This is a genomic window from Sorangium sp. So ce381, from assembly GCF_051473845.1.
In the GTDB taxonomy this organism is placed as follows: domain Bacteria; phylum Myxococcota_A; class Polyangia; order Polyangiales; family Polyangiaceae; genus Sorangium; species Sorangium atrum.
Map to the genome: position 1 here is coordinate 9,190,742 of NZ_CP150336.1, position 14,789 is coordinate 9,205,530.

General features: G+C 73.0%; 11 protein-coding genes. 6 read left to right on the plus strand and 5 right to left on the minus strand.

Annotated features, from left to right (window positions below; translation table 11 throughout):
* The first annotated feature begins 200 nt into the window (after positions 1-200).
* Positions 201-449 (plus strand): hypothetical protein, encoded by a 249-nt coding sequence (locus WMF29_RS34410; RefSeq protein ID WP_272095413.1) that lies wholly within the window; start codon positions 201-203, stop codon positions 447-449.
* Between the two features lie 77 nt (positions 450-526).
* Here the strand turns inward: WMF29_RS34410 and WMF29_RS34415 are convergent, their stop codons facing one another.
* Positions 527-2,380, minus strand: a complete 1,854-nt coding sequence (locus WMF29_RS34415) for a hypothetical protein (RefSeq protein WP_437324343.1) — start codon at positions 2,378-2,380, stop codon at positions 527-529.
* A gap of 11 nt (positions 2,381-2,391) precedes the next feature.
* Entirely contained in the window at positions 2,392-2,961 is a 570-nt protein-coding gene (locus tag WMF29_RS34420; protein ID WP_437324344.1) for a hypothetical protein, read from the minus strand.
* Positions 2,962-3,003: 42 nt separating this feature from the next.
* On the opposite strand from WMF29_RS34420, the gene WMF29_RS34425 reads away from it, so the two are divergent.
* From WMF29_RS34425 to WMF29_RS34440, 4 genes are all read left to right on the plus strand, one after another.
* On the plus strand, positions 3,004-3,546 hold the full coding sequence (locus WMF29_RS34425) for a hypothetical protein (RefSeq protein ID WP_272095417.1): 543 nt from the start codon (positions 3,004-3,006) through the stop codon (positions 3,544-3,546).
* Between the two features lie 378 nt (positions 3,547-3,924).
* Positions 3,925-5,841, plus strand: a complete 1,917-nt coding sequence (locus WMF29_RS34430; RefSeq protein WP_437324345.1) for a hypothetical protein — start codon at positions 3,925-3,927, stop codon at positions 5,839-5,841.
* A 118-nt stretch (positions 5,842-5,959) separates the two neighbouring features.
* Positions 5,960-7,069, plus strand: a complete 1,110-nt coding sequence (locus WMF29_RS34435; protein WP_437324346.1) for an HPP family protein — start codon at positions 5,960-5,962, stop codon at positions 7,067-7,069.
* A gap of 443 nt (positions 7,070-7,512) precedes the next feature.
* Complete coding sequence (locus WMF29_RS34440; protein ID WP_437324347.1) at positions 7,513-9,813, plus strand: CapA family protein; 2,301 nt, start codon at positions 7,513-7,515, stop codon at positions 9,811-9,813.
* On the opposite strand, the gene WMF29_RS34445 is transcribed toward WMF29_RS34440, so the two are convergent.
* Complete coding sequence (locus WMF29_RS34445) at positions 9,752-11,134, minus strand: LA_2272 family surface repeat-containing protein (RefSeq protein ID WP_437324348.1); 1,383 nt, start codon at positions 11,132-11,134, stop codon at positions 9,752-9,754. The genes WMF29_RS34440 and WMF29_RS34445 overlap by 62 nt on opposite strands.
* Before the next feature lie 220 nt (positions 11,135-11,354).
* On the opposite strand from WMF29_RS34445, the gene WMF29_RS34450 reads away from it, so the two are divergent.
* Positions 11,355-12,263 (plus strand): M23 family metallopeptidase, encoded by a 909-nt coding sequence (locus WMF29_RS34450; protein ID WP_437324349.1) that lies wholly within the window; start codon positions 11,355-11,357, stop codon positions 12,261-12,263.
* A 30-nt stretch (positions 12,264-12,293) separates the two neighbouring features.
* Here the strand turns inward: WMF29_RS34450 and WMF29_RS34455 are convergent, their stop codons facing one another.
* Both WMF29_RS34455 and WMF29_RS34460 read right to left on the minus strand, forming a co-directional pair.
* Positions 12,294-13,238: an RluA family pseudouridine synthase gene (locus WMF29_RS34455; protein ID WP_044966392.1), complete on the minus strand. Its 945-nt coding sequence runs from the start codon at positions 13,236-13,238 to the stop codon at positions 12,294-12,296.
* Between the two features lie 5 nt (positions 13,239-13,243).
* On the minus strand, positions 13,244-14,752 hold the full coding sequence (locus WMF29_RS34460) for a hypothetical protein (protein ID WP_437324350.1): 1,509 nt from the start codon (positions 14,750-14,752) through the stop codon (positions 13,244-13,246).
* Between the last annotated feature and the right edge of the window lie 37 nt (positions 14,753-14,789).

The window sequence follows — 14,789 nt, forward strand, 5'->3', positions numbered from 1 at the left end:
GGGCAAAACGCACGTCCTTGGGCGCTTTCGCCACACATCGAGAGAAGGTCGCGCGGCGGCTGCGCCCAGCATCGATGGGCTCGGCTCCAGTCGGGGCGCGTGAACGTCGCGCGCTGCGTCGAAGCGCGCCAACTGGCGCGGCCAATGCATCACCAGCAGAAGAGGAGCAATCAACACCTCGTAGAAACGGGAGGACAAGAATGAGCAACATCACGTCCGAACTGAAGAGCGATCTGAACAAGAGCCTGTCGTCGCTCCAGACCCTGCGCGACGAGATCCGCGTCAGGCTCCACCTTGCCGGCATGGACGCGAAGGACGCCTGGGACAAGCTGGAACCGAAGCTCCTCGACGCCGAGAAGCTGGCCGAGGACGTCTCCGAGGCCTCGCGGAACGCGCTGCGCGAGATCGTGGAGAAGGTGAAGGAGTTCCGCTCGTCGCTCCCGTCCTGATCTCCGCGTCACCGCGGCGGAATCGAGACGGAATCGGACGGAACGCAACGAGATCGCGGTGGGGGCGCGACGCCGGATCAGCCCCGCAGCGCGGCCGCCACGACGCGCGCGACGCTCCCCCACCCCGGATCCACCGCGCACGCCGCGAGCCTCTCCCCGACGACGTGGGAGCGCCGGTGATCGTAGAAGCCGGGCGGTCGCGGGAAGGTGGTGAGCGGCGCGCGCAGGAGGGTCTTCTCGACCTGCGCGAGCATCGCCGTGTTGTGCACGAAGCCGAGCCCGCTCTGGATGTCGGCGAGCGTCGAGCCCGGGTGGCCTCCCCAGGGCGGGACGACGGCCGCGTGCGCGGCGGCGGGCGCCTGGTTTACCGCGATCACGCCGTACCGGAGATCGAGCAGCGCGCGGTCGAGCGCGGCCCCGACGGCGGGGTCCTCCTCGCTCATCGGGTGCACGACGATCGTCGCGCCAAGGCTGCCCCTGAGCTGGTCGTTGCAGAAGCGGGTCGCCGCCTCGAGGAACTCCACCGGATCGCTCGATCCGACCTCGACGACGGAGAGCACGCCGCCGAGCGGCTCGGCCGAGAACAGCGGCTCGGCGGCGTCCGACGCGGCGAGCCCGGCGATCAGCGTCCAGGGGAGCTCGCCCGGCCCCGGCGCGCCGATGCGCGCGACGCCGCACGGCAGCGGCACGTCGGCGGAAGCCTCGAGGCGCTCGGGCTCGATCGGCGCGCGCCCGGCCGTCAGCGCGGCGTACCGCGCCTCGGCCTCCGGGTGGGCGGCGCGCCGCGGCGGCACGGCGGCGAGCGCGCGGCGCAGCATCCGGAAGAGCAGCGGCCGCTGCGCGAAGCCCCGGGGCAGCACGAGGACGCTCGCAGCGTGGCTGCCGTACGCTCCGCTGACGACCTGGCTCGCGAGGCACCTCGCCTGGAACCAGAGCTCGTCGCCGCCGTAGAGCCACGGCATCACGAGGACCGGGCTGGCGCCGCCGAGCGTGGAGGAGACGGGCTTGTCCAGCAGCCGCTCTCCCGAGGCCCGCCGGGCCGCCTGCAGCGGGCCCGGCGGCCCCCAGACGAGCGCGTCGTGCGCGGCCGCCGTGCCCGTGACGTGGATCTCCGAGACGGCGGGGTGGGCCGCGAGGTAGGCGCCCGCATCGGCGCCGCCGTAGACGAAGCGGAGGAGCCCGCGCGAGACGAGCGGCGCGAGGGCGCGCTCGACAAGCGCGCCGAGGGGCGCGCTCTGCGGGCTCATCGCGAGCGCCACGACGCGCCCCTCGACGAAGAGCTTGTGCAGCGCATCCCGGAGAGGGACGCCGGCGACGTCGCCTGCGCCGAGCACCAGCGCGACGCCCCCCTCGGGGTCGCGCTGCTGGTAGAAGCGCGCCTGGTCTTCCCGGACGCTCTCGCGCGTCGCCCCGGGCTGCATCAGCACGCGCGCGCGGAGGGGCCCGTGCAGGGCGGTGTCCTTCAGGCGCGCCGGGAACACCTCCACCTCGATCCGGCCGTCCGCGCGGGCGCGCACCGCCCCGCGGCCGAGCCGGGGGCGTCCGCGCATGGCGATGTCCTCGAGCGCCTCGGCGAGGCGGCGCACCTGCGAGAGCGTGACGCAAGGCCCCGCGAGCCACGCCTCGCCGCTCGCCGCCGAGCCGGGATCGAGCCCCCGGTCGGCGCAAACCATCTCGACCTCGGCGCGCGCGGCGGCGAGCAGGCCGGGGAGCGACGAGCGGAGCAGGAAGGCCTTCTCGAGGGCCGGCATGCGAGCGAACCCGAGCGCGGCGTCGCCCAGCTCGGACAGCGCACGATCGAGCTCGGCCGAGGGTGTCTCGGCGCTGCGCGCGGCGCGCGGATCGACCGCCGGCACGGCCGCGGCTCCGCTCGAGGCGGCGCTTCCGGGCGCGAGTTCTGTGACGGCGACGACTTCGGGGACAGGCGGCATCGGCACGGAGATTACAGGCTGGAGATCGCGCGCGCGAGCGCAGCGACGGTTCGCGGCGCACGTGTAGCCGGCGTGCTCGGGATTCGGTACAGTCCACCGCCATGGATTGCGCTTTCACCACGGGTCGGGGCCCAGCGCGCGCGCCCTCCTCCAGGGCAGCTCTCCACCCGGCAGCTTGCGGCCTCCTTCTCGGCCTCGGCTCGCTCCTCCTCGCGCCAGCGGCGACAGCGCAACAGAACGCTCAGCCGCTCCCGCAGGGCCAGGCGCAGCCGGGCGGAGCTGCCCAGACGCCGTCCGGATATCCTCAGCAGCAAGGGTATCCTCAGCAGCAAGGGTATCCTCAGCAAGGCTACCCTCAGCAGCAGGGGTATCCCCAGCAAGGTTACCCTCAGCAACAGGGATATCCTCAGCAGCAAGGCTACCCTCAGCAGCAGGGGTATCCTCAGCAGCAAGGCTACCCTCAGCAGCAGGGGTATCCTCAGCAGCAAGGCTACCCTCAGCAGCAGGGGTATCCTCAACAGGGATATCCTCAACAGGGATATCCTCAGCAAGGCTACCCCCAGCAAGGTTACCCTCAGCAAGGCTATCCTCAACAGCCGCCCGGCTATGGTCCGGGCTACGCCTTGCCGGCCGGGCCCCCACCGCCCCCGAAGCCCCCCGAGTCCACCTGCTGCCGCTGGTCGGTCCGCTACAACGCCCTGGATCTCCTGTTCGGAAGGATGACCTTCGAGGGCGAGGTCGCCGTCATCGGGCCGCTCACCATCGGGATCGCGCCGTCGTGGATCTGGGGCTCGCTCGAGGATGCGTCGCTCGACACGACCGGCTACGCGCTCGCGGCCGACGTCGGTGTCTACGTCGAAGGCAAGGCGCTGCGGGGCTTCTGGGTGAAAGGGCGCATCGGCTACGAGTCGTTCGAGGCGGTCATCACCCCTCCCGGGCGGCTCGAGGGCCGCGGCGATGTGAGCAGCGTCGTCCTCGGCGGCATGGTGGGGAGCACGAACGTGCTCAGCCGAGACGGCGGGTTCGCCATGTCGGGAGGCTTCGGGATCGGCGTGGCGCTCGCCGATCCCGTGACGATCACCGCGGGCCCCTACCAGTATTCCTTCTACGAGAAGGCGGGGAAGATCAAGCTCATGGGGTCGCTCTCGCTCGGCGTCGTCTTCTGATCGACGCCCTCGCTTACCCGGCCCCAGTACCGCGGGTCGGAAATGCTGCCAGAGACCATCTCGCGAGCGAAGAGAGATTTCAACGCAAAGGCGCAAAGGCGCAAAGGCGCAAACCTGCATGAAATCTGTTCTTTTTTGCGTCTTTGCGCCTTTGCGCCTTTGCGTTCAAGTCTCTCTCCGGATCCCTGGCCGGACTCCTGGTGGGTGGAACTAGCCTGCCGGCGCGCGACGCCGGCCCGGCAGGTGAGCGCGGCGCCTGCCACGGAAGAGGCGACCGGGGGCGGAGCTTTCGCGCGCGGCGCGCGGATCGACCACCCGCACGGCCGGCGGCGTCCCCGGAACTTGGCCCCGCGCGCGGCGCCGTGGGACTCCTGGACCATGCCCTCTCGCATCGCCCGCCGCCCCGGGCCGGCGCTGCTGCTCCCGTTCCTGGCGGCGCTCCTGTCGATCGCGTTCGCCCTCCCCGCGCGCGCGTGGGTCGAGGTGCACGTCGCCGGCGACGACGTGCGGCTGTCGATCGATCGGGCCGGCGCCGCCACGGTCGAGCACAAGGTCACGCTGAAGATCTCGGGCGGGCCGCTCCGCGCGCTCGACATCCAGGGCGTCGACCCGGACGCCCAGCTCGACGAGGGCAGCTACGCCGTGCCCTTCAAGGCCGCGGAGGCGGGCTCGCTCGCGTCCGCGACGCCGGTCGCGATCGAGCTCCTGCCGCCCGACCCCCGGCCGCGCGAGGACGGCACGCGCCGCCCGGCGGCGATGCGGGCCCGCTTCGACGGCAAGGGGCTGAGCCGCGGGGTGTTCGTGCTCTTCTTCCGCTACCGCACGGACCTCATGAAGCGCGGGCTCATCCGGCAGGACGGCCCGAGCTCCCGCGTCTCCTGGAGCGGCCCCGTCTGGGACGACGGCTACGACTCGGCGCGGCTCACCGTCGCGCTGCCGGCCGCGCCCGACGAGCCGCGCGTCGACGAGGCGCGGGCCGACGAGGCGGCGTCCCCCGACGCGCTCCCGGCGCCGACGACGCTCTCCACGCTCCGCCGCGCGCTCGACAAGGACGAGCTGGAGCTGCTCCGCCCGTACGCCCCCAAGGCCGAGCCGATCCGGTGGGCGGTCCGCGCCGACGCGCGCGCCTTCCAGCCCGAGCCCGCCGCGGCGAAGCCCGGGGCCGACACGCTCGGCCGCATCTCGGACGCCGCGGCCGGCAGCCCCGATCGCAGCCGCACCCTCTACGTGGCCGCGGGCGTGGTCCTCTTCGCGCTCTACAGCGCCCTCGTCGCGCTCAAGGCGCGCGAGCACGAGCGCCTCGCCCGCGCCGCGGGCGTCGCGCCGCGGCCCCTCGTCCCGATCCCGCTCGCGCCGCGCGCCGCGCTCGCGGGGCTCGCGCTCGTCGCGGGCGTCGCCCTGGAGCTCCTGCTCAGGGACGGCACGCCGGGCGCCGCGCTCGTGGCCGCGGCGACCGCGCTCGCCGCGCACCGCACGCCCCGCCCGGAGCGCGCCGCCGCGACCTTGCGGCGCCCTGGCAAGTGGCTCCCCATCGCGGAGGCCGAGGCGTTCCGCGAGCCGCCGCGGGTGCGCGGCGTCTACCTCGACGTCTCGACGCGCGCCGGCAAGGCGCTTCTCGTCGCGCTGCTCGCCGCGCTCGGCGCGGGCGTCCACGCCGTGGCGGCCGCCTCGCCGTACCACGCCCACCTGCTCGCGCTCGACGCGACGGCGCTGCTCGCGATCTTCTGCACCGGCCGGCTCGCCGAGCTCCCCGCCGATCCGGCGGCGCGGCCGGTCGCGTTCCTGCGCGACGTCGCGCGGCGCGTGCGGCGCTCGCGGAAGGCCCCCGCCGGCGCCGCGGCCGCGGCGCAGGAGCTCCGCGTCGTCGGCCGCCTCCGCATCCCGGACGGCAGCCCCGACGCCGACGAGCTCCGGCTCGGCCTCTCGCCGCGCGCGGCGCTCCCCGGCTTCGTGGCGATCGAGGTCGGCGTCGTCTACGCGCCCGGCGCCGGCGGCGCCATCGGGCTGCCCGAGGTCCTGCTGCGCGTCGCCCCCGGCTCTCCGTGCGAGCGCGCCGTCGAGGGGGTCGCGAAGAGCGGCCGCTCCTCGCGCGGCCGGCGCCCCGGCGAGCGCGTGCTCGCGTTCACGCCGCGCCTGCCGACCGCGAGGATGACGGCGGCCATCGCCGCCGCGCTGGTCCGCGCCGTGTCCACCCCGCCCGCGAGCGCCACGCCGACGAAGCCGTCCGGCGCCGGCGCGGCCGGGGCGACCCGCGCGCCGCGCCCGCGCAAGAAGGCGGTCTCCGCTGCGGCGTAGCGCCGAGTCGGCCCCCGTCCCGACACGCTTTCGCGCTCCGCGAGCCCCTCATCAGCGTCCGTAAGCCTTCGTAAGCATTCGTAGACAGCGCGCGAACATCTCGATATATGGCCGCGCGATGAGCTTCGGAGTTGCGGGCTCGAGCTTTCTTACGCGGTTCCAGCCCATGCGCACGCCGCTGCTCGTCAGCGAGCGGATCTACGCTGCTGTCGGGGGCTTGCTCGGGCTGTTGACCACCGGGGTCGTGATGCACGCTTGCCTTGGCCCCACCGCGCACGCTCCGCTCCTGATAGCGCCGATCGGCGCTTCGACCGTGCTCGTGTTCGGGGTCCCCGCGAGCCCGCTCGCCCAGCCGTGGTCCGTGCTCGGCGGCAACGTGCTGGCGGCCGTCATCGGCGTCACGGCCGCTCGCGTCATCCCCGATCCGCTGTACGCCGGCGCCGCCGCGGTCGCGCTCACCATCGCCGTCACGAGCATGCTCCGGTGCTTGCACCCGCCCGCGGGCGCGGTGGCGCTCACGGCGGTCATCGGCGGCCCGGCCGTGACGAGCCTGGGCTATCACTTCGCGCTCGTGCCGGTCGCCATCAACTCCCTGCTGCTCGTGGCAGCCGGGCTGCTGTTCAACAACCTGGTGCGCCGCAGCTACCCGCACGTCGTGACCTTGCCGGTCTCGCCCCACGGCACCGCCGACGCCCCGCCCGAGCTCCGCGTCGGCTTTTCGCCGAGCGACATCGACGCCGCCCTCGAGCGCCTGGGTACGCCGCTCGACGTCGAGCGCGAAGACCTGATCGCCCTCGTCCGGCACGTCGAAGAGGAGGCGCACCGGCGGCTGCGCGGAGGCCTCACCTGCGGCGAGATCATGTCGCGCGATCTGGTCACGATTCACCCCGACGATCCGAGCGCGCTCGCGCTCCGCCGCCTCCGCGAGCGCGCCCTGCGCGTCTTGCCGGTGGTCGACGAGCGAGGCGTCGTGCACGGCGCGATCGACGTCTCGATCGCGTCTGCCATGCCCGAGGCCACCGTGCGCGACTTGCCGTCCATCTACTTCGAGACCGCCGGCGAGGACACGCCGATCAACGAGCTCTTCCAGCTCCTCTCCCGAGGGCGCGTGCACGAAGCGCTGATCGTCGACGCCAAGATGCGCCTGCGCGGCATCGTGACCCAAACGGATCTCCTGGCCGTGATCGGCCGCGCGCAGCTCGCCAAAGGCTCGGCGCTGGTCGGGTAGTGCGCCCAGGGCAGTACGCCCGCATGCGACACAGGCGCGCATCGCCACAGCGCACCATCCATGCACACGCCTTCACGTGCAGGAACACCTTGTCAGAACAACAAATCGCAGGCTGCTCCGCTCGAGCTTATAGCGAGCGATGACCGAAGCATGGTAGTCTCGAGATAATCGTCTTTGTCTCCAGCGCCATCGCTGAAACGGATCGAATCCTGCATGGGTCGGCGCTCTCGCGGCCTCTCCAGCGAGGGTCGAGCGGCCAGTCGACGCTCGCGCCCCCATCATCGGCCTTGGTCACCTCGGAGTCTGGTCACACGGCACATTTGCACGTCACATTTGCAACGTACATTTGCACGTGTCGAGCCGGCCCTGAAGGAGCTCTGGCGCCCATCACGCCTGTTGCGGTCATCCGTCCTCGAACAGGCCCCAACCGATCGGGAGCGAACATGGCAGAAAGACCCATCGTCCGCATCATCACATCCAGGCCGCTGTCCGTGTGCGCTGCGGCCTGCGCCTGGCTCGCCGCGGGCGATGCGTCGGCGGCGTACCAGTTCGACGCCACGGAGGCCGCGTACGACGCGACCTACGCGGCGGCCCCCATCGACGTGACCGGCGTCGTCGTCGACGAGGCGGGATCGCCGGTCGCGGGGGCGGAGGTGACGGCCATCGGCTGGGGGAGCGGCGCGGTCAACCACGGCGAGATCGCGTTCACCGACGCCGCGGGCGCGTTCACGCTCTCGGCGCTCGCGCGGCGCTCGGTCCTGCTGCGCGTCGAGGTCGACGGGTACTACAGCGAGATCATCCCTGCCGACCTGCACCGGCCGCTCGCCGAGGCGGGTGCCGGGGTCGGCCGGGTCGTGCTGACCGAGCAGCGCGCTGGCCGCGCGCGGATCCTCGTGGGAGGCGACACGATGTTCGGCCGGCGCTTCATCGACAGCGACGAAGACGGCATCGAGGGAGAGGTGGGCGACCTGATCCGCCCCGCGACGCGGCAAGCCGACGCGAGCGCCATCCTCACCTTCCTGCGCGACGTCCTCTCGTCGGCCGACTACACCCAGGTCAACCTGGAGTGCCCCGTCACCGCCAACCCGCAGACGCCCCACCCCTACAAGTCGTTCACGTTCTTCTCCTACCCCGAGACGGTCAGGGCGCTCGCGCTCTCCGGCGTCGACGCCGTGAGCCTCGGCAACAACCACATGTTCGATTACCTGGGGGCAGGCGTCGCCGACACGCTCACCGCCGTCCCGAACGCCGGCCTCGACTGGTTCGGCGCAGGGCTCGACGAGACGATGGCGAAGGGCACCGTGCTCTACCGGACGCTCCGCGGCGTCGACGTGGCCTTCCAGGGGTTCAGCCAGATCGTCAACGACGGGACGACGCTCCCGGAGTACGCGCTCACCGCCTCCGACGGACCTCCTCCCAAGGCGGGCGCGCTCGAGCTCGGCCTCACGGAGATCAGCGACTTCATGGCGCAGGACGCGGTCGGGCGCTTCGCCATCCCGGTGGTGCACGGAGGCATCGAGTACAGCGACTATCCGTCGTCCGGCATGCGGCGGCGGTTCACCCAGCTCGTCCAGAAGGGCGCCGGCATGGTCGTGGCGCACCACCCGCACACGATCCACGGCATCGGGCTGTACAACGCCGGCGCCGGCCCCCGCTACATCTTCATGTCGCTCGGCAACATGGTCTTCGATCAGGACGTCTTCGAGACGTACCAGTCATACCTCGCCGCCATCGACATCGACGAGGACGCGAGCGGCAACCGCGCGGTGCACCGCGTGCAGCTCATCCCGTTCCAGAACGAGGACTACGTCCCGAAGCTCGTGGGCGGCGCCTGGCTCGGCCGGGCGATCCGCCATATCGGTCACCTCTCCACGACGCTGCCGGCGGCGCCCGCGCCCGGCGAGGCGGCGGACGGCCTCACCGGGGCCGTCGTGTTCGCGAGCGGCCCGCGGGCCGTCGCGGCGAGCAGCCCTGCGCAGTACACGACGAGCGACGCCGTGGAGACGCGGAGCGCGCCGCTCACGAGCCGCCGCACAGCCCCCCTGGCGCACCTGCGCTCGAGCCCGGCGGACTCGCTCGCCGCCGTCCGGACGACGGCCGCCGCGAGCTGCGATTACGGCCGGGAGATCATGCTCTACGGCGACTTCGAGGACGGCGACGTCGACGACACCTCGCACGAAGGCTCGATGTGGTCGATGAGCGAATACCGTTACATCGAGAACAGCGTCGTCCACGGCGGGACCGGAGCGATGGTGTTCCTGCGCAAGTCGAGCAGCACCTCCGAGGTCTCGACCTACATGAACAACCGGGTCAAGTTCGAGCCTGGCCGCAAGCTGACCCTGACCGGCTACATGAAGGGAGACAACGCCGGCCAGATGCGTGTGCAGGTCTACTGGTACACGAGCGGCGGGACCAGCGTGTCGAACAGCGTCGTGTTCACGCGCGCGGCCGGCACCTACGGCTGGCAGCCGTTCACCGTCGACCTGACCCCGCCGGCGAACGCGGGCTCCGTCCGGTTCTATTTCAGGGCGGGTGTGCCGGCGAGCGGCGAGGCCACCTCGTTCCTCGACGACGTGTCGCTCATCGAGTGGGAGGGCACGGTCGCCGACAGCTCCCTCGGGTTCGCGTTCGCCACGCCGAACGACTGGAGCTTCGTGCGTTGCACCGCCGCGGATCCCGCGCTCACGAGCCTCGGTGTGACGATGACGCACCGGTCGTACGCGCTGGCCCCGGCGACGCCCTGAGCGCGCCGCCGCGGCCCGCCAGGGCGGCGGGCGCGGCGGGCGCGGCGGGCGCGCGAACACGCCGAGCGGCGTCGAGCAGGCCGAGCTCGACGCCGAGGCAGAGCTCGGGCCCGCCGCCGACGTCGAGCGCGCCCTGGCCCCGCAACGTCATGTAGCCGCCCGCGCAGACGAACGGCGAGAGGCGCTCCGCCAGCGCGTACGAGGCCGAGACGCGCGCCTTCAGCACCTCGTTTCGCCCGGGGAGATCGCCCTGGAACGGGCCGCGGTGGTAGGCGCCGACATCGGCGCTCAGCGAGAGGTCCTCGACGTCGAGCGGCAGGCGCGAGCCCATCGCGAGGCCCACGGCGTACAGGGGCTCGCGCTGCGCCGCGCGCCCCTCGTCGGCGTTCGGCGCGCGCGGCTCGCTGTGGAGCCCGAAGCTCAAGATCGTATAGGCATACCGGCTCGAGAACTTGAGGCCGACGTTGCCGTGCAGGCCAGTGCTCCCCCAGAGCGCGAGCCGGATCCCCCCCTCGCGCGGCAGCGGGATGAGGCCGAGCGACTCCCCCTCGAGGTTGTCGGTCACGTTGATGACGCCGATCTGGAGGCCGTCGATCTTGCGGGCCACGTTGATGATGCCGATCTGGAGCCCGCGCTGCTCCTGCGAGACGTTGATGGCGCCGATCTGGAGCCCATCGACGCGGCCGATATTGACGGCAGCCGCCTGCACGCCCGTCACCTGTCCGCGAGCGACGTTGACGGCGCCGGCCGCCTGCAGGCCGTCGACGTCGGCGTACGTCTGGTTGGCGACGCCGGCGATCTGCGCGCCGGCGACCGTCGTGCTCGCCCAGCCGAAGAGCCCCGCGAGCTGCACCCCCGCGAGCGGGGCGTCCGCCAAGGCGAAGCCGCCCGCGAGCTGCAGCCCCTCGGCGCGCCCCGAGACGACGCTCGCGACCCCGAGCTGTAACCCGCGCAGATCCCCCGACGTCCACGAGAACAGGCCGACCTGGGCGCCGTCCACGAACCCGACGCGCCCGAGCAGGAGCGCGAGATCGAGGTGGGTCGCGAGATCGGGCGCCGTGGCGTTGGTGCTCAGCGGGAAAATGAGCGACAGGTTGACGGGGAAATACGGCGTATCCGGGCCGCGGCGCGCCCGCTCCCCGCCCGCGCCGCCGGCGCCGGATGGGTCGCTCGGCCCGGCAGATCGGGGCGCGGCGCGCCCGGGCGCCGCGTCCGCCGGCTGCTGCGCGAGAGCGCTGCGCGGCGCCAGCACGGCCGGAGCGAGCGCGCAGGCCGCGACGATCGGCGCGGTCCGAAGAGAACACCTCGCGCACCGCGACATCGCACCATCGTACACGCGTGCAGCGCCGAAAGGCTGCTCCGCAGGCGATGAATCGAGCCGTGGTGCGGCGTCACGCCGCGCGGGTCCATCACGGCGCCGCATGGATCCATCACAGCACCCCTGGCTCGACTTCGGCGCGGTGCTTCGATACCCTGCGGGGGCGGCGCTGCGCCGTGGACTCGCCACCTGCGCTGCGCCCACGCACCACGGACTCGCCACCATGAAGCCATCGTCTCTCGCGCCCGTGCTGGCCCTCTCCGCGCTCGCCGCCGGCTGCGGCTCGGAGCCTGAAGGCCCAGACCTCGTGTGGCCGATCGGGGGGACGGACGAGATCCAGCCGATGTCGTCGAGCTTCGGTCCCCGCCTTCAGACCTCGCGCGATGGCGTCTACGACTTCCACCGCGGCATCGATATCCCCACCGTCATGGGCACCCCGGTGTACGCGGTCGCCGACGGAAAGGTGATACGCGCAGGCCGCTACCAGGATTTCGAGGACGTCGTTGTGCAGATCGAGCACTGCGATCCGCCGGGCGCTTGCTTCTACAGCACCTATATCCACCTGGCGATGCCGGTCGTCGAGACCGGCGATCAGGTCGGGCGCGGTCAGCACATCGGCTATACCGGCCTCGCGGCCAGCAGCCTGTTCCCCCACCTGCACTTCGAGATCCGCGAGGGAGGGCACGAGAAGGTGTACTGCGTGCACCCGCTCCGCTTCCTCCCGACGCCGGGCGGGCTGCCCCCGGCGCTCGCCGCGCGCCGCACCGACGAGGACTCCACGTCGAGCGTCTCGGTCGAGGTCGAGGCCACCCTGCCAGGCATCTCCCCGGGCCTCGTCGAGGTCGCGGTCGCGACGTCCAGCCGGTCGACCGGAGAGGTCATCGAGGAGCGGGTGTTCAACTACGAGGAGTGGAACCGCAAATATACAGGGGAGGGAGACGCCGCGACCATCGACGAACAGAGCCTCGGAGGCATCCGGATCGAGCCGGCGAAGTTCAACGCGCAGTCGTCGGCGTACGTGATCGCGTTCCGCTTCAACGATCTCGGCGGGACGGCGTCGGCCGACGACCTCCAGATCACGGCGCGGGCGCGCGACGTCGACGGCCATGTCGTCGAGGCGAGCGCGCCCTGAGGCGGCGCGGCGCCCGGGCGAGCCCGCGGCTCAGGCCTCGCCGACCAGCGCCGCCATGTCCGCGGGAAGCGACGACGTCACAACGAACGCAGGCACCGCGTCGCTGCCGCCCCACCCGATGTAGTGCGCGTGCAGCGCGTGGCGGCTCAGCCCCTCCACCGCGGGCCCGCCGTAGAGCACGTCGCCTGCCAGCGGGTGCCCCACCGACGCGAAGTGTGCCCGTATCTGGTGCCGCAGCGCCCGCGGCGCCCGCGCCTCGACGAGCTCCCAGAGCCCCACCTGCCGCACGCGCTTGTACATCGTCGCGGCCGGCCTCGGGGCGTATCGCGCCACGTCGCGCGGGTGGATGCACGGGTAGACCCGCTTCTTGTCCTTCGGGTGCGGCGCGAGCGGCACCTCGATCGAGCCCATCTCGGGGAGATCGCCGATCTGGCAGATCAGCAGGTAGCGCTTGTCGAGCCGGCCCTCCTTCAGCCCGGCGCCCAGCGCCGCGAACGCCGCGGCCGTGCGCGCCGCGAGCACGAGGCCGCTCGTGTCCGTGTCGAGCCGGTGGCACAGCCCAGGCTCCCGTGGAGAGAAGCCGATGCCCGCCATCTCGGGGTACCGCGCCACGAGCGCGTTCGCGACCGTCCCGCGCTCGCCCGGATGGAGCGGCGCCGTCGGCACCCCGGCGGGCTTGTTCACCACCACCAGGTCGTCGCGCTCGAGCACCACGTCGAGCGGCGCGGAAGGATCCGGCGTCGCCGCGCCGGAGGCCTCCGTGGGCTCGACGTCGACCTCCAGCACCTCGCCGGCCGCCGCGACGTCGCCCTTCGACGCGCGCCGGCCAGCGCCGCTCTTCCCCACGCCGAGCACGCGCACGCGCCCCTCGGAGAACAGCCGCTTCGCGCCCGCCCGCCCCAGCCCGGGGAGAAGCTGCACGAGCAGCTTGTCGAGGCGCGTCCCTGCATCCAGCTCGGTGATCGTGATCTTCATAGCTCCTACGGAATCGCCCCCTGCCACCCGAGGCCGAGCGCGGGCGCTCGCCGGCTCCCGACCACGCTCTCTCCTATCACTCCCAACATGGGCAGGCCGAACCGGTTCCACGAGGGGCCCGCGCTGCGGGCGCCGGCCGCGGCAGGGCGGGTCACGCGCCACGCGACGCCCGCCCCGAGCAGAAAGCCCGCGGCCGTGGCGCCGACCCAGGCCCGCTGCTGCGCCTCGGTCGGCGACTCGAACACGAGCGGGCTGGCCAGCGCGGCGGCGCCCAGCCCGCCGAGCATCGCGCCCACGTCGATCGCCAGGATCTCCGACGGCGTGACGTCGAGCTGCGTCGCCGCCGCGGCCGCCGCCAGCCAGCCGAGCGCCGCGCCGTAGCCCATCCCGGCGATCGGCGTCCGCTGCACGTCGCCCCGCCCCGCCCACTCGACCAGCCCGCCCAGCATGAGCCCCAGCCCGCCGCCCGACTGCGCCATCAGCGCGCCGCCCTCGGACATCCGGCCCAGCGAGAGCCCGAGCGCCGCCAGCGTGATCCCGGCGGTCCCGCCGATCAGCCCGGAGGCCCAGCGCTCCTGGGCTGGATCCTCCGCGTGCTGCGCGAAGCGGCCCTGGTAGATCAGGTGCCCCGCGATCGTCGGCCACCACGTGCCGGACCCGAGGTACCACGCGTCGGCCACGCCGACGTCCCACTCCTCCGCGATGATGATCGCGCCGCCGAGCCCGATGCCGGCGCCGACCGCCAGGAGCGGGTAGAGAAGGCGCGGATCGTCCGAGCCGCTCGATCGCTGGATCGAGAAGCCCACGAGGCCTCCGTAGAGCGTCGCGTTGGCCGCGAGCGTCGCCTTCCCCATGCTGCGCGCCGGCGTGGCGAGGCGCCCGCGGCACCGCTCGGGGCACGGCGCCTCGCGGGCCGACGCAGAGGCCGCGGCGGCGCCGACGTCGAGCTCGGCCAGGAGGTCGCGGAGCATCACCGCGGCGCGCACCGCGAGGTCGTCGCGCGCGACGCGCTCGACCCGCACCCTCAGCGACCTCGATCCGCCCGACGCAAGCGAGAGCCTGAGCTCCACCTCGTCGCCGCGCAGCTCGAGGCTCGGCGCGATGAAGAGCTTGTCGCTGGAGCGCGCGCGCTCGATGAGCTCGGCCTCGTCGGGCCGCGATCGCGAGGCGACGCGGCCCGCCAGATCCACCGAGAGGCCGAGGTCCTGCGCCGTGTCCGAGAGCAGCGCGTCGAGCGCGCTGGCGAGCGGCGCGGCGCGCTCCTCGGCCTCGGGCGCGACCGCCGTCGCGAGCACCACGGCCGACCTCGACGGCTGCGCGGGTCGCGGCGGCTGCGCCGAGCGCGGCGATCGCTCGTGTCCTCCGGAGCGCGCGGCCGACGCCGCGTCTTCAGGCTGAACCGACGCGGGCGACGCCGCGCCTTCAGGCTGAGCCGACGCTGGCAGCGCGGCAGCGAGCGCCGCGGCGAGCGCCAGGGCGCCCGCGCCACCGCGGAGGTGCCAGGGGTCGATCATGGGGTTGCTGCTTCGGCCAGAGGCGGCGCTCGCCGCG

Bases quoted from the DNA above. Each gene is read 5' to 3' on its own strand.
- WMF29_RS34410 (WP_272095413.1), top strand. From the start codon at position 201: ATGAGCAACATCACGTCCGAACTGAAGAGCGATCTGAACAAGAGCCTG.
- WMF29_RS34415 (WP_437324343.1), bottom strand. From the start codon at position 2,380: ATGCCGCCTGTCCCCGAAGTCGTCGCCGTCACAGAACTCGCGCCCGGA.
- WMF29_RS34430 (WP_437324345.1), top strand. From the start codon at position 3,925: ATGCCCTCTCGCATCGCCCGCCGCCCCGGGCCGGCGCTGCTGCTCCCG.
- WMF29_RS34435 (WP_437324346.1), top strand. From the start codon at position 5,960: ATGAGCTTCGGAGTTGCGGGCTCGAGCTTTCTTACGCGGTTCCAGCCC.
- WMF29_RS34440 (WP_437324347.1), top strand. From the start codon at position 7,513: ATGGCAGAAAGACCCATCGTCCGCATCATCACATCCAGGCCGCTGTCC.
- WMF29_RS34445 (WP_437324348.1), bottom strand. From the start codon at position 11,134: ATGTCGCGGTGCGCGAGGTGTTCTCTTCGGACCGCGCCGATCGTCGCG.
- WMF29_RS34450 (WP_437324349.1), top strand. From the start codon at position 11,355: ATGAAGCCATCGTCTCTCGCGCCCGTGCTGGCCCTCTCCGCGCTCGCC.
- WMF29_RS34455 (WP_044966392.1), bottom strand. From the start codon at position 13,238: ATGAAGATCACGATCACCGAGCTGGATGCAGGGACGCGCCTCGACAAG.
- WMF29_RS34460 (WP_437324350.1), bottom strand. From the start codon at position 14,752: ATGATCGACCCCTGGCACCTCCGCGGTGGCGCGGGCGCCCTGGCGCTC.